The organism is Actinomadura madurae, from assembly GCF_047130825.1.
Classification (GTDB): domain Bacteria; phylum Actinomycetota; class Actinomycetes; order Streptosporangiales; family Streptosporangiaceae; genus Spirillospora; species Spirillospora madurae.
Genome location: NZ_CP083237.1, coordinates 9120065 through 9134117 on the forward strand (window position 1 = coordinate 9120065; position 14053 = coordinate 9134117).

At 73.7% G+C, this 14053-nt stretch carries 13 protein-coding genes and 3 tRNA genes; 9 read left to right on the top strand and 7 right to left on the bottom strand.

The window, feature by feature from the left end; all coding sequences use genetic code 11:
* Positions 1-3 precede the first annotated feature (3 nt).
* A complete protein-coding gene (locus K8Z49_RS42685; RefSeq protein WP_033331832.1) occupies positions 4-993 on the top strand; it encodes an NAD(P)H-dependent glycerol-3-phosphate dehydrogenase in 990 nt (329 codons plus the stop codon).
* A 56-nt stretch (positions 994-1049) separates the two neighbouring features.
* On the top strand, positions 1050-2171 hold the full coding sequence (locus tag K8Z49_RS42690; protein WP_075019608.1) for a D-alanine--D-alanine ligase family protein: 1122 nt from the start codon (positions 1050-1052) through the stop codon (positions 2169-2171).
* 28 nt (positions 2172-2199) lie between these two features.
* Here K8Z49_RS42690 and K8Z49_RS42695 read toward each other — a convergent pair whose 3' ends face one another.
* Entirely contained in the window at positions 2200-4050 is a 1851-nt protein-coding gene (locus K8Z49_RS42695; protein WP_412516836.1) for a beta-propeller domain-containing protein, read from the bottom strand.
* A gap of 162 nt (positions 4051-4212) precedes the next feature.
* On the opposite strand from K8Z49_RS42695, the gene K8Z49_RS42700 reads away from it, so the two are divergent.
* The gene (locus K8Z49_RS42700) at positions 4213-4785 is read left to right on the top strand and encodes an acetamidase/formamidase family protein (RefSeq protein WP_111833531.1); all 573 of its coding nucleotides are present in this window, start codon (positions 4213-4215) and stop codon (positions 4783-4785) included.
* On the opposite strand, the gene K8Z49_RS42705 is transcribed toward K8Z49_RS42700, so the two are convergent.
* From K8Z49_RS42705 to K8Z49_RS42725, 5 genes are all read right to left on the bottom strand, one after another.
* On the bottom strand, positions 4782-5183 hold the full coding sequence (locus tag K8Z49_RS42705; RefSeq protein ID WP_111833532.1) for a carboxymuconolactone decarboxylase family protein: 402 nt from the start codon (positions 5181-5183) through the stop codon (positions 4782-4784). The genes K8Z49_RS42700 and K8Z49_RS42705 overlap by 4 nt on opposite strands.
* Positions 5176-6015, bottom strand: coding sequence for an NAD(P)-dependent oxidoreductase (locus K8Z49_RS42710; RefSeq protein WP_412516837.1), 840 nt, complete (start codon positions 6013-6015; stop codon positions 5176-5178). The genes K8Z49_RS42705 and K8Z49_RS42710 overlap by 8 nt, the downstream gene beginning before the upstream one ends.
* Positions 6012-6746, bottom strand: a complete 735-nt coding sequence (locus tag K8Z49_RS42715) for an SDR family oxidoreductase (protein ID WP_021595863.1) — start codon at positions 6744-6746, stop codon at positions 6012-6014. Before K8Z49_RS42715 ends, K8Z49_RS42710 begins: the two co-directional genes overlap by 4 nt.
* Complete coding sequence (locus K8Z49_RS42720) at positions 6743-8203, bottom strand: aldehyde dehydrogenase (protein WP_412516838.1); 1461 nt, start codon at positions 8201-8203, stop codon at positions 6743-6745. Before K8Z49_RS42720 ends, K8Z49_RS42715 begins: the two co-directional genes overlap by 4 nt.
* 85 nt (positions 8204-8288) lie before the next feature.
* Positions 8289-9002, bottom strand: coding sequence for an enoyl-CoA hydratase-related protein (locus tag K8Z49_RS42725; protein WP_412516839.1), 714 nt, complete (start codon positions 9000-9002; stop codon positions 8289-8291).
* Positions 9003-9079: 77 nt separating this feature from the next.
* Here K8Z49_RS42725 and K8Z49_RS42730 point away from each other — a divergent pair, with 77 nt between their 5' ends.
* The 5 genes from K8Z49_RS42730 to K8Z49_RS42750 all read left to right on the top strand — a co-directional run bounded on the left by K8Z49_RS42730 (position 9080) and on the right by K8Z49_RS42750 (position 11727).
* On the top strand, positions 9080-9655 hold the full coding sequence (locus tag K8Z49_RS42730; RefSeq protein ID WP_111833535.1) for a TetR/AcrR family transcriptional regulator: 576 nt from the start codon (positions 9080-9082) through the stop codon (positions 9653-9655).
* Positions 9656-9782: 127 nt separating this feature from the next.
* Positions 9783-11237 (top strand): protein kinase domain-containing protein, encoded by a 1455-nt coding sequence (locus K8Z49_RS42735; protein ID WP_021595867.1) that lies wholly within the window; start codon positions 9783-9785, stop codon positions 11235-11237.
* Positions 11238-11465: 228 nt separating this feature from the next.
* A tRNA-Leu gene (locus tag K8Z49_RS42740) sits at positions 11466-11539 on the top strand.
* Positions 11540-11544: 5 nt separating this feature from the next.
* Positions 11545-11617: transfer RNA gene (locus K8Z49_RS42745), tRNA-Leu, on the top strand.
* Between the two features lie 26 nt (positions 11618-11643).
* Positions 11644-11727 (top strand) — tRNA-Tyr (locus K8Z49_RS42750).
* Between the two features lie 8 nt (positions 11728-11735).
* Here K8Z49_RS42750 and K8Z49_RS42755 read toward each other — a convergent pair.
* A complete protein-coding gene (locus K8Z49_RS42755; RefSeq protein WP_412516840.1) occupies positions 11736-13379 on the bottom strand; it encodes a serine/threonine-protein kinase in 1644 nt (547 codons plus the stop codon).
* An 84-nt stretch (positions 13380-13463) separates the two neighbouring features.
* Here K8Z49_RS42755 and K8Z49_RS42760 point away from each other — a divergent pair, with 84 nt between their 5' ends.
* Positions 13464-14051, top strand: a complete 588-nt coding sequence (locus K8Z49_RS42760) for a TetR/AcrR family transcriptional regulator (protein WP_021595869.1) — start codon at positions 13464-13466, stop codon at positions 14049-14051.
* Positions 14052-14053: the final 2 nt, after the last annotated feature.

A 14053-nucleotide genomic window follows, 5' to 3' on the forward strand; every position in this document is an offset into this window, starting at 1 on the left:
GTGATGGGCGCCGGATCCTGGGGGACGACGGTCACCCGCCTGCTGCACGACGCGGGCGGCGACGTCGTCCTGTGGGGCCGCCGCCCCGAGGTCGTCGAGTCGATCAACGAGCGGCACGAGAACCCCGACTACCTGCCCGGGGTCCCGATCCCGGAGGCCGTCCGCGCCACGCTGGACCCGGCCGAGGCCCTCAAGGGCGCCGACTTCGTCGCGCTGGCCGTCCCGGCGCAGACGCTCCGGCAGAACCTCGCCGGCTGGGTGCCGCTGCTCCCCGCGGAGGCCGTGCTCGTCAGCCTGATGAAGGGCGTCGAGATCGGGACGTCCAAGCGGATGTCGGAGGTGATCTGCGAGGTCGCCGACGTCCCGGAGGAGCGCGTCGCCGTCTTCGGCGGCCCCAACCTCGCCCGGGAGATCGCCGGCGGGGAGCCCGGCGCGGCCGTCGCCGCCTGCGTGGACGAGGACGCCGCGGTGCGCCTGCAGGCCGCGACCATGACCCCGTACTTCCGCGTCTACACCTCCACCGACGTGGTCGGCTGCGAGCTGGGCGGCGCGGTGAAGAACATCGTCGCGCTGTGCGTGGGCATGTCGGTCGGGCTCGGGTTCGGCGCGAGCACCCAGGCGGTGCTGATGACGCGCGGGCTCGCCGAGATCGCCCGGCTGGGCGCCGCGCTCGGCGCGGACGAGCACACCTTCGCCGGGCTCGCCGGGATGGGCGACCTCGTCGGGACGTGCATGTCGCCGCTGTCGCGGAACCGGACGTTCGGCGAGAACCTCGGCCGCGGGATGACCCTCGACGAGGTCATCGCCGCCACCAAGCAGACCGCGGAGGGCGTCAAGTCGTCCGAGGCGGTGCTGGAGCTGGCCCGCAAGCACAACGTCGAGATGCCGATCACCGAGGCGGTCACCGCGGTCCTGCACCACGGCATGCCGATCAAGGAGGCGGCGATCTCGCTGATCTCGCGGTCCCCGAAGCCGGAGCGGTACGGAGTGTGACCATGATCGCCGCGCTCGTGGCCCGCGCGGGCTGATCACCGGTAGGGTCGGGCCTCATGTCCCAGGTTTCTAGGATCCGCGTGGCCGTGGTCTTCGGCGGGCGCAGCTCCGAGCACGCGATCTCCTGCGTCACCGCGGGCGCCGTCATGGCCGCCATCGACCGGGACCGGTACGAGGTGGTGCCGGTCGGCATCGCCCGCGACGGGCGCTGGGTGCTCCCGCCCGCGGACCTGCGGCTCGCGATCGAGGACGGCCGGCTCCCGGAGGTGACCGGCGAGGGCGGCGTCCTGGCGCTGCCGTTCGACCCCGAGAGCCGCGGCCTGATGGTGGTCGAGCCGGGCAAGGTGCCCTCGACCCTCGGCGACGTCGACGTCGTCCTGCCGCTCCTGCACGGCCCCTACGGCGAGGACGGCACGATCCAGGGCCTGCTCGACCTCGCCGGGATCCGCTACGTCGGCGCCGGGGTGCTGGCCAGCGCGGTCGGCATGGACAAGGGGTTCATGAAGCTCGTCTGGCAGGCGCGCGGCCTGCCCGTCGGCCCGTACGTCCTGGTCGGCGACCGGGAGTGGCGGCGCGAGCGCAAGCGCAAGATCGACGAGATCAAGGAGCTGGGCCTGGCCGCCGGGACCCCGGTGTTCGTCAAGCCGGCCCGCGCCGGGTCCAGCATGGGCATCACCCGCGTGACCGACGAGGCCGGGCTGGAGGCCGCGGTCGAGGCGGCCCGCGAGCACGACCCCAAGGTCATCGTGGAGGCGGCGGTCGAGGGCCGCGAGATCGAGTGCGGCGTCCTGCAGGGCGTGGACGACGGCCCCGCCGAGGCGAGCCTGCCCGCCGAGGTGCTGATGGCGGGCGGCCACGACTTCTACGACTTCGAGACCAAGTACCTCGACGGCTCCACCACCATGGCGATCCCGCCGGACCTGCCGCCCGCCGCGATCGAGGAGGTCCGCCGCATCGCGGTGCAGGCGTTCGACGCGCTCGACTGCGAGGGCCTCGCCCGGGTCGACTTCTTCCACACGCCCGACGGCCGGTGGATCCTCAACGAGATCAACACGATGCCCGGCTTCACCCCGGCGTCGGCGTTCCCGCAGATGTGGGCGGCGACCGGGCTGGACTACCCGGCGCTGGTCGACCGGCTGATCCAGACGGCGCTGCGGCGGTCCACGGGGCTGCGCTGAACGTCGGGCTGAAAGTGCAGGCTGAACGTCAGCCGTACGGCAGCCAGTCGCCGCCCTTGAGGGTGGACGCGTCGGTGGCGTGCGCTCCGCCGTCGGAGAACGTCCAGAGGGTTCCGCCCACGAGCAGGGAGCGGTCGACGCCGTTGCGGCCGGTCTTCCCGGGATGGCGGACCGTGCCGGTCTCGGTGATGCGGGTTCCGGCGACCTTGAGGACGAGGGCCTCGGCCGCCCCGCGGCCGGGCCGCAGCACGGGGACGACCGTCAGCCCGGTCTCCGGCCAGTACAGGAAGGCGTGCGGGTCGAACTCCGCCCGGGAGCTCGTGCCGGGGAGCTTGTGGGCTCCGACCCGCCGCGGTTCGCCGGAGACGTCGAACAGGGAGATCTGGAGGCCGCTCGTCCGGCCGGAGGTGTCCGCGTCCTGCCCGACGCCGAGGAGTCTCCCGTCCGCCGTGGGGTGCAGGTAGGCCGAGTAGCCGGTGATCTTGAGTTCGCCGGTGAGGCGCGGGCGCCGCGGATCCTTCAGATCGAGCGTGTACAGCGGGTCGGTCTGCCGGAACGTGACGACGTAGGCCCCGGCGCCGATGAACCGGACCGAGTGGATTCGCTCTCCCTTGCCGAGCCCGTCGACGCGCCCGATCTCGGTGAGCGACGCGTTCCGCTGTGCGAGGACGTACACCGAACTCTGGGACGACCTGTCGCCTGGCACCGGCCGGCTGGTCGTCGTGGCGATCCGCAGGTTCCCCTCGTGCTCCGACATCGAGTACTGGTTGAGCAGGGAGCCCTTCACCGAGCCTGACGCCACGTAGCGGGGACGGCCCGCGCCACTGACGTCGAACTTGTAGATGTCCGTGCGCGGCTGCACTCTCTTCTGCGGCGACCGCGTGAACGGCTGCGGGGGAGTGCCGGTGACGTACAGGCTCTTGCCGTTGCCGTAGACCGTCGATCCCTCCGCGGTCACCGCGATCGGCTGCGGATCGCCCAGGCCCTTCGACAGATCGAACGTCAGCATGGTCAGCATCGAGGAACCGGCATACGCGGACGGGCGGCTGACCTGGTCGCACGGCGCCCGGTAGGTCTGGCCGGCGTCCGTTTCGAAGGCGGGCAGCCAGGCTTCCAGCGGGGCGGCCCAGACGGCGTTCCTGTTCTCCGAGGTGGCCTTGTCCGCGTCGCCCCTGCCGGGGAAGTCGATGCGCGGGCGCGACCGCACCACGACCCGGACCGTCGAGCCGCTCTGGCGGGCGTCCAGGTAGTCGGCGGTGGACGTCATCGAACCGATGATCTTCGGCGCGCCCGCCACGTCGACCAGGGTCAGCCGCATCAGCTGCTCCGGCACGGGCAGCGGGCCGGCGCCCGGCCCCGGCCGGTCGAGCGGGATGGCCCGCTGCTGCCGGCTCATCACCAGCACGCGATCGCCGCTGAGGAGCAGTTGCCCGTTGCCGTACCGGGTCTCGCCCGGCAGTTCCAGCGAGTGCGCCACCTTGCGGGTCGCCGGGTCGATGACCCTGAGCCGTCCGTCCGCGAGCGCGATGATCCGGCGGCCGTCCGTCTTCACGAGGTCGGGCTCGTCCGCGCCCGCCTCGTGGGAGTTGGTGGTGGAATGGGGTGGAGCCTGGCCCTGGGCCCGCGACTCGGCGCCGCCCGGGACCTTCCCCAGCGCCCAGGTCCCGTCGGCGGGGAGGACGGGCATGCCGTCCAGCCCGGTCGGGCCCACCCTGTCGACCGTGGCCTTGCGCAACTCGTCGAGGAGCTTGCCGCAGCCGTCATAGGCGACGAGGCGTACCGGCGATGCGGGGGCCGGCCGTCCGGGGGGCTCCGGAGAACCCGAGCACCCGGCCAGCAGGAGCATCGTCGCGGCCGGTACGAGGATGCGACCACGCATGGGCCTTAGACGCTCGCATCGCCGCCCGGGTTCCCGCGGATTCCCTCCGATTTTCCGGTGATCTCTGGCTAACGCGGCCGTCAGAACGCTGAAATCGTCCGGAAACAGCCGACCGGCACGATCGGACCACGGACCGAACCCGACCGGAAGGAACGCCCTCCCATGCCCTCACCCGCCATGTTCGACCTCCACGACCCCGGCAGCCGGGACGTGCCCGGCCACGACCACTGGCACCCCGACCTGCCGGGCGTCGCGGAGGTCATCACCGGCGGCTCCGTCCGGATGGAGTGCCCCGGCCGCGGTCCCGGCGACGGCGTCCTGCTGTGCGGCCCGCTCGTGGTCGTCGGCGCCGAGCCCGGCGACGTGATCGTCGTGGACGTGCTCGGCGTCGGCCGGACCGGCGGCGCGCACGACACCGGCGGCCACCCGGGCATCATCGGCTGCGCGCCGTCCGACCCCGTCGCGCTGCCCGCCGGCGCCCGGGGACGCGACGTCGGCGGCTGCCGCATCGCGCCGCTGTCCGCCGGCTCGCGCGTCCTGCTGCCGGTGCGCGTGCGCGGCGCCAAGCTGTCCGCCGGCGACCTGCACTTCCCCGCGCGCGGCGGCGACGGCTGCGACGGCGCGGCGGCGCCCGGCTGGATCGACCTGCGCGTCAACCTCACCCGCCGCGGCGTCGAGCGGTTCCGCGTGACCGGGCCGATGCTGATGCCCGACCCGTCCCCGAGCGTCGCCTAACCCTCCTTCCGCGCGCGCCTCTCGTGCTTGGCGATCAGCGTGTCGATCTGGACGCTCAGCCGGGAACCGAGGGGCCAGCCGATGTAGTGGGTCAGGAAGATGCCGATCTCGCGCAGCTCGTCCGGTGCCAGCTCCCCGTTGGCCAGCGCCGCCGGGATCTGGATGTCGAGGACGTCGTTCAGCCCCTGACCGGCCAGGACGCCGAGCAGGAGGAGCCGCCGGTCGCGCATGGTCAGGCCGGGACGCGTCCAGATGTCGCCGAAGAGGTGGTCGACGGTGATGCCGAAGAACTCGCCGGGCGCGTCCCCGATCTCCCAGCCGTAGACCTGCCGCATCATCTCCAGCCCGCGTTCGCGACGCTCGTCCCTGCCCTCCGCGGGGAGATCATCCTCACTCATCGCCCTCACCCTCCAGCCCGAGCCCGGCGCCGAACCGTTCGAGGGCGATGCGCGCCAGCGGAACGTCCACCCCCAGCTCCTCGGCCAGTTCCAGGGCGAGCGACAGGTCTTTCTCGCCGAGGTCCCGGGTGTGGCTGAGGATCTCGTACAGGTCGTCGTCCGGCTTCAGGGGCGCGGTCGTCGGACGCAGCATGATCGAGCCCGCCCCGCCGGTGATCGCGTCGGTGTGCCGGACGACCCGGCCGAGCTTGCGCAGCGACACCCCGGACGCCTCCGCCAGCCGCTGCGCCTCGGCGGCGGCCGTGAACGAGATGAAGTGCAGCATGTTGCGGGCCAGCTTCGTCCGGGTGCCCGCGCCGACCGGGCCCATGTGCAGGATGAGGTCCGCCCACGCGCCGAACGGTCCGCGGCAGCGCTCGAACGCCTCGTCCGTGCCGCCGGCCATCACCGCGAGGCTGCCCGCGCTCGCGCCCATGAACCCGCCGCTGACCGGCGCGTCCACCACCTCGATCCCGTACCGCCGGGCCCGCGCGGCGAGATCCTCGGCGGTCCCCGCGCGGATCGTCGAGTGGATCGCGAGGACCGTGCCCGGACGGGCGCTCGCGATCGCCTCCTCGCCGACCTCGGTCACCTGGGCGTCGTCCCGGACCATGATCGAGACCAGGTCCGCGTGCGCGGCCACGTCGGCGACGCCCTTCGCCGCCCGCGCCCCCGCCTTCACCAGCGGCGCCATCGCCTCGGCCCGCGCGTCGTACACGACCAGCTCCCCGCCGGCCAGGTGACCGGCCATCGGCGCGCCCATCCGGCCGAGCCCGATGAACCCCACCCTCATGAGCGGAACACCTCGCCGCCGTCCACGTTCACGATCTGGCCCGTTATCCATGCGGCCTCGTCCGACAGGAGGAACAGGCACGCGCCGACCAGGTCTTCGGGGGAGCCCATCCGCTTGAGGGCCATCTTGTCCTGGACGATCTTCTGCGACATGTCGCCCGGGACGACGGCGCGGTTCGCCTCGGTGTCGATCGGTCCGGGCGCGATCGCGTTCACGCGGATGTTCATGCCGCCCAGCTCGTGCGCGAGCTGCTGGGTGAGCCCGTTGACCCCGACCTTCGCCAGCCCGTAAAAGCCGGAGTACTGCCACGCAGCCGTGGACGACTGGTTGACGATGGAGCCGCCCCCGCGCTCCTGCATGTGCGGGTAGCAGGCGCGCGCGCACAGCAGCGCGCCGTCCATGTTCACCGACATGAACTTCTTGTAGTAGTCCCATGCGACGGTGAAGAGGAAGTCCAGTTTCATCGTGCCGAAGATGGCGGCGTTGTTGACGAGGTGGTCGATCCCGCCGAACCGCTCCTTGGCCGCCGCCGCCATGGCCTCCACGGACGCGGGGTCGGAGACGTCCGTCCGCACGAACAGGCCCTTGATGTCGTCGGCGACGCCCTGGCCGCGCTCGTCCACGTCCGCGACGACCACGCGCGCGCCCTCGGACGCCAGCGCCCGCGCGTACGCCTCGCCGATCCCCTGCGCGGCCCCGGTGACGACCGCGACCCTTCCCTCGAACCTCACAAGCCCTCCGCGATCGCCTGGGTCTCCAGATACTCCTCGAAGCCGGCCACGCCCATCTCGCGGCCGATGCCCGACTGCTTGTAGCCGCCGAACGGGACGTCCGCGCCGTACCAGACGCCGCCGTTCACGCTGACGGTGCCGGTGCGGAGCCGCCGCGCGACCCCGCGGGCCCGCTCGGCGTCGCCGCCGTGCACCGCGCCCGACAGCCCGTACGGCGAGTCGTTCGCGATCCGCACGGCGTCGTCGTCGCCGTCGTGCGGCAGGATCACCAGCACCGGCCCGAAGATCTCCTCGCGCGCGGTCCGGCAGTCGTTGGCCAGCCCGGTGATCAGCGTCGGCTCGATCCAGAAGCCCCGGTCGCGGCCCTCCGGACGGCCGCCGCCGCAGGCGAACGCGCCGCCCTCCTTCGCGGCCAGCTCCAGATAGCCCTCGACGCGCATGCGCTGCCGCGCCGATATCACCGGGCCGCAGATCGTCCGGTCGTCCTGGGGGTCGCCGACGCCGAGCTTCGCCAGCGTGCCCGCCGTCACCTCGACGGCCTCGTCGTACCGGTCGCGCGGGACGAGGATCCGGGTCGTGATCGCGCAGCCCTGCCCGGCGTGGGCGACGCCCGAGAACGCCGCGTACGCGCACGCGGACCGCAGGTCGGCGTCGTCCAGCACGATGAACGCCGACTTGCCGCCGAGCTCCAGGAACACCCTCTTGAGCGTCGCGGCGGCGCTCGCCATCACGTCCCGCCCGGTCGCCGTGGACCCGGTGAACGACACCAGGTCCACCCGCGGGTCCCGGCTGAGCCGCGCGCCCAGCTCGTGATCGGACGAGGTCACCACGTTCACCACGCCCGGCGGGATGTCGGTCTCCGCCGCGATGACCTCACCGAGGACGGCCGCGCACCAGGGCGTGTCGGGCGCCGGCTTCAGGACCACGGTGTTGCCCGCCGCGAGCGCGGGGCCCAGCTTGGCGAGGTTGATCTGGTGCGGGAAGTTCCACGGCGTGATGGCGCCGACGACGCCCGCGGCCTCCCGCCGCACCCGCCGGTGGCTCGGCATCCCCATCGGCTCGGCGCGGCCGAGGTCGCGTTCCCAGGCGTAGCCCTCGACCAGGTCGGCGAACCAGCCCAGATCGTCGACGGGCGCGTCGAGCTGGGCGCCGAACGTCAGGAACCGGGGCGCGCCCACCTCCTCGATCGTGAGTTCGCGCAGCTCGTCCGCGCGGCGCCGCAGCCCGTCCCGGAGCTGCCGCAGGCACCGGGCCCGGAAGGCGTGGTCGCACGACCACGAGGTCTCGTCGAAAGCGCGCCGGGCCGCCCCGATCGCGCGGTCCAGGTCGGCGGCGGTGGCGTCGGCGGCGGTGCCGAGCACCTCCTCGGTGGCGGGATTGATCGTCTCGAAGGCGCCGCCCGTCCCGGGGACGAGCCGCCCGTCCAGCAGAAGCAAGCGATCGGTTGTTCTGGACACGTGTCCAGACTACAGTTCAGGCCCGGGTGGAGCGCAAGGACCGATCAGGCGAATTCGTACGTCGGGGGCGAGCTCGCCGGGCGACTCAGGCGCGCTCGGCGGACGGGGGCGGCGACGTCAGGGCGAGGACCGCCTCGTTCATCAGGGCTTCGTGTTCGGGCAGCGGGGACTGGGTTCGCAGCGAGGTCCGGGCGGCCCGGAGGGCGGGCTGGGGGAGGGCCGCCACCCGTCCGGCCAGGGCCAGGGCCGTTCCCAGGGCGTCGCCGGGCGGGGTGAGGGTGGTGACCAGGCCCCAGGCGGCGGCTTCCCGGGCCGGGACGCGGCGGGCCGTCAGGAGGACGTCCAGGGCGCGGGACTGGCCGATCAGGCGGGGAAGGCGGACGGTGGCGCCGTCCAGGGACGGGAGTCCGTGCTCGAAGTTGAGCAGGCCGAACTCGGCGGTCTCGGAGGCGACGCGGAGGTCGCACCAGAGGGCCAGCTCGAACCCGCCGCCGAAGCAGTAGCCCTCGATCGCGGCGATCACCGGCTTGGACGGGCGGGTGCGCGTCACCGCCATCGGGGGCGGGCCGACAAGGCTGGGGGCGGGGAACTCGCCGGCGGCCATCGCCTTGAGGTCGTTGCCCGCGCAGAACGTACCGTCCGCGCCGGTCAGGACGGCGACCGCGGCGTCGCCCGACAGGAAGTCGCGGACGGCCCCGGCCAGCCGGCGCGCCGTGGGGGCGTCCACGGCGTTGCGGCGGGACGGGCGGTCGAGCGTGATGATCTCGACGGGGCCTCGGCGTTCGGTGCGCACGGTCATGGGCGTCCTCGCTATCTAGATCGGTCGTCATAGACTAGATAGATCGATCTAGTAAGGGCAATGGCTAGGGTGGCGGGATGACGCGCGACACACGGACCCGGCTGCTGGAGGCCGGTGCGCAGCTGTTCCGGGAGCAGGGGTACGCCGGGACGGGGCTCAAGCAGATCACCGCGGCGGGCGAGGCGCCGTGGGGATCGCTGTACCACTTCTTCCCGGGCGGGAAGGAGCAGCTGGGGGCCGAGGCCGTCCGGCATTCGGGTGACCGGTACCTGCGCTTGTTCGACCTCGTCTTCGAGCGCACCGAGCAGGACGTCGTGCAGTCGGTGCGCGACTTCTTCCAGCTGAGCGTGGACGCGCTGCGGAAGTCGGACTGGGCGGACGGGTGCCCGATCGCGACGGTCGCGCTGGAGGCCGCCAGCACGAGCGAGCCGCTGCGGCACGCGTGCGCGGAGGTGTTCGCCTCGTGGGAGGCGTCGGTCGCGGGGCGGCTGCGCGGGGCCGGGATCGCCGAGCGGCGCGCCGGAGATCTGGCGACGTACGTGCTCAGCGCGTTCGAGGGCGCGCTCGTGCTCAGCCGGGCGGCGCACGACGTCCGTCCGCTGAAGGTCACCGCGGAGGTCGTGGCGGGGACGCTGCGGGCCGAGCTCTCCTGACATGCCGTTCCAGCGGGTCAAGGTCGCCGCCGTCCACCGCGCCGGAATGATCGCCGCCGGTGGCCGCGCGAGGCGTCCGGATATGCCAGGCTTATGGAGCCTGTTTCCCGTCCCGAGGAGAGCGTCCGTGCCTCACCCCGACCTGCCGGAGCGCATCGGCCCCTACCGGGTCGTGGACCGCCTCGGCGAGGGCGGCATGGGCACCGTGTACGCGGGGCTGGACACCTCCGGGCGCAAGGTCGCCATCAAGGTGATCCGGCGGGAGTTCGCCGCCGACCGCCAGTACCGGGCGCGGTTCCAGGCGGAGGTCGCGGCGGCGCAGCGGGTCCGGCCGTTCTGCACGGCGCCCGTCCTGGACGCCGACCCCGCCGCCGAGCCGCCCTACCTGGTGACCGAGTTCGTCAACGGGCCGAGCCTCGACGCCAACGTGGTCAAGGAGGGGCCGCTGCGCGGCGCGGATCTGGAGGCCGTCGCGGTCGGCATCGCGACCGCGCTGACCGCCATCCACGACGCGGGCGTCGTGCACCGCGACCTGAAGCCCGCCAACGTGCTGCTGTCCACGTTCGGCCCGCGCGTCATCGACTTCGGCATCGCCCGCTCCCTGGACGGGACGCGCCTCACCGCGACCGGCGGCATCGTCGGCACCCCCGCCTTCATGGCCCCCGAGCAGCTGGACGGGCGCGGCGCGACCCCGGCGTCCGACGTGTTCGCCTGGGGCGCGACCGTGGCGTTCGCCGCGAAGGGCGGGCCCTGCTTCGGGGGCAACTCGATCCCGGCGATCATCCACCAGATCGTCAGCGGCGAGCCCGACCTGAGCGGCCTGGACGGGACGCTGCTCGGCGCCGTCCGGGCGGCGCTGGCCAAGGACCCGGCGCGCAGGCCGTCCGCCCAGTCGCTGCTGGACGGCCTCATCTCCAGCGGCGTCCGCCAGCAGCCCGACCGGTCCCGGACGTCCGCGCGGGAGCCCGTCCGGGAGCGCGCGCAGGCGCCGTCCCAGCAGTCCCAGTCCGCCCAGCAGGCGCCCGCCCGGCCGTCCGCGCAGTCCCGCGGCCCGCAGACGTCCTCGATCGTCCCGCCTCCGGCCTCGCCGCTCGCCGCGGGGGAGGCGGAGGCGCTCGTCGAGCGGCAGTACCGGCAGGCCGCGCAGGCCGGCGACCCGGCCGCCATGCGCAACCTCGCCGCGCTGCTCAACGGGCAGGGGCGGACCGCCGAGGCGGAGACCTGGAACCGCTACGCCGACGCGATCGCCGCCCGCCCGTCCACCTACCCGCAGCAGCAGGCGGCGGCATACCAGGGGCATCCGGCGGCGCACCACCAGTACGCGGGCGGGTACCACCCGCACGCCAAGCCGCCCGTGAACAGCCTGGCGATCTACGCGGTCTCCATGGGCGCGGTGGGGCTGATCACGTGCGGGCTGCCGTCCATCCCCGCGATCGTCGCCGGGCACATGGCGTGGGTCCGGCTGCGGCGGTCCGGCGAACGCGGGCTGGGGCTCGCGGTGACCGGCATCGCCCTCGGCTGGATCATGGTCGCGCTCTGGGCGCTGATCGCCTTCGGCGCGGCGCTGCCGGACGAGCCCTGATCGGAGAACACCTGATCGGAAAACACGTTGCGGCGCCCCATGATCGATGGCACCGTAGACGACGTCAGCCCGTCCAAGACGGAGCAGTGAGAGGAGGACCGGCCATGGCTCTGGAGCAGTATCGACTTCGACTGCCCTCGGCGTCGCACGCCCGCCCCGGCCGGTATCCCGTCTCCTAGAGACCCTCGGCCGAGCCGCCGCGAGTGACGCCACCCTCGCGATCTTCTCGCGGCTCTACTCCAACCGGTAGAGAGGCCACTCTCAGGAAGTGGATGATCCGGGTTCGAATCCCGGGAGCCGCACGCCTGCCTCCGTAGTCCAACGGTAGAGACAGCGGCATGAGGTGCCGTGTGATGGGGGTTCGAATCCCTCCGGAGGTACGACGCGGGCCGCCCGGCCCGCACGAGGGGCGGCGCCGACGCTCGGAGAGTCGGGCCTGGCTGTAACCCAGGTGTCTCGGACTGAGTGGGTTCGAATCCCACCCGCCCCACCTCGCCGTCAGAGCGTCCGGACGGAGCCGAGCACCGCCTCCAGGTCGCCCTGCGCCGTGAACGCGTCCGGCAGGGACACCATCAGCACGCCCGGCTCCTCGCCGGCGCCGCGGTGGACGACCAGGATCGCCAGGACGGCGGACGAGACCCGCCAGCCGTTCGCCCGTGCCTGCGGGAAGTCCAGCCGGATCTTCCGGAGCCAGGCCTCCCTCCCGTCGGCCGTCCGCCGCCGCCCCGACGGCAGCGCGGTGATCGAGTGCTGGACCGTGAACATCTCCCGGAGCATCCGCGCCTCGACGCGGTCGGCGACCGTCCGCGGTTCCACCGCCGCCGGATAGCCCTCGCTCTCGTCGGGGAGCGCCGGCCGGGAGAGGCTCGTGGCGTTGAAGCTCGCCCCGTTGACCGGTTCCTGCACGGGGGCGATCTGCCCCGCGGTGAACCCGCCGTCCCCGAGCCAGTTCGCGGGGGCCGCCACCCACGGCCGGCCGAGCCGGGCGTACGACAGCCCGGCCTCGGGGTCGTCGATCCGTCCCACCATCTGCGAGGACGCGCCGCCCGCCGGAGAGGAGGGCGTGCCGCCGGCGGATGCCGCCGCCGGGGACTTCGACGCGGCCTTCCCGCCCTGCCCGTCCAGGACGAGGGCCGCCGCCACCCCGGCGGCGAGGAGCACCAGGAGGGCCAGCGCGCTCGCGCCCGGGAGGAGCCATCCGCGTCCGGCCCGGCCCGCGGACTCCCGCGGAGCGGGCCGCCCCATGGGCGCGGCAGGGGCGGGGGCGGCGTCGAGGTCGGCCGCGGTCGCGGCCATGGCGGCGACCTCGTCGGGAAGCCAGCCGCCGCCGCGCTCCGGACCGCCGGCGGCGCAGCGGCTCAGCACCTCCGCAACACCGGGACGGTCCGCCGGGTCCTTGGCCAGGCATCCGGCGACCAGGTCGCGCAGCGGTGCGGGCACGGCCGCGAGGTCGGGCTCCTCGCCGACGATCCGGTACAGCAGTGCGGGGGCCGGACCCGTCCCGAACGGCGGGCGGCCCGCGGCGGCGTACGCCAGCACGGCGCCGAGCGAGAACACATCGCTCGCCGGGCCGATGCCGGAGGCGCCGCGGGCCTGCTCCGGCGACATGAACGCCGGGGTGCCGGTGGTCGCGCCCGTCGCCGTCACGGGCGCCGACTCCAGGGCGCGCGCGATGCCGAAGTCGATGACGCGCGGTCCATCCGGCGCGAGGATCACGTTGGCCGGCTTGAGATCGCGGTGCACGAGCCCGCACGCGTGCACGGCCGCGAGCCCCTCGGCCAGCCCGGCGCCGAGGACCCGCACCGCCGGGACCGGCAGGGGGCCGTGCGCCTTGACCGCCGCCGCCAGCGACGGGCCGGGGACGTAGGCGGTGACGAGCCACGGCCGCTCGGCGTCCGGATCGGCGTCGACGACCTGGGCGGTGTAGAAGCCGCCCACCCGGCGCGCGGCCTCAACCTCGATCTTGAAACGGCGCCGGAAGCCGGGGTCGGCGCCGAACTCGGGGCGCACCATCTTCACGGCGACGGGACGGCCGCCCGCGGAGCGGCCGAGGAACACCTGCCCCATGCCGCCGCCGCCGAGCCGGCCCAGCAGCCGGTAGCCGCCGACCTGGTCCGGGTCGTCCGGTAGTAACGGATCCATGCCGCACAGCCTTTCCATGCGCACAGCCTTGCCCAGCACCCCGGTTGTTGCCAACGGGTCGTTTCTGAACTAATGTCTGGACACGTGTCCGGGAAACAGCAGCTGACGACCGAGCCCACCCGCCGCCGCCTCACCGAGCGGCAGGCCGACACGGTGCGGCGGCTGACCGACGCCGCCGTGGTGGAGGTCGGCGAGGCCGGTTACGACGGGCTGACCGTCCGCAACGTGGCCCGGCGCGCCGGAGTGGCCCCGGCCACCGCCTACACCTACTTCGCGTCCAAGAACCACCTGATCACCGAGGTGTTCTGGCGCCGGCTGAGCGCCCTGCCCCCGGTGGAGGCGGACGGGACGCTGCTCGAACGCGTGGTGGAGACGCTGCGCGAGATCGCGCTGCTGGTGTCGGACGAGCCGGAGCTGGCGGCGGCGTGCACCACCGCGCTGCTCGGCACCGACCCCGACGTCCGGGAGCTGCGGGAGCGGATCGGCGTCGCCATCCGCGAGCGGCTCCGCGCGGCGCTGCGCGACCACGACGACCCGAGGATCCTCGGCGCGCTGGAACTGGCCTACACCGGCGCGCTGGTGCACGCGGGCATGGGCTACACGTCCTATGCCCGCATGGCCGACCGGCTCGCCGAGATGGCGGAGCTCATCCTGCCCGGACCCCCCGAGTGAGG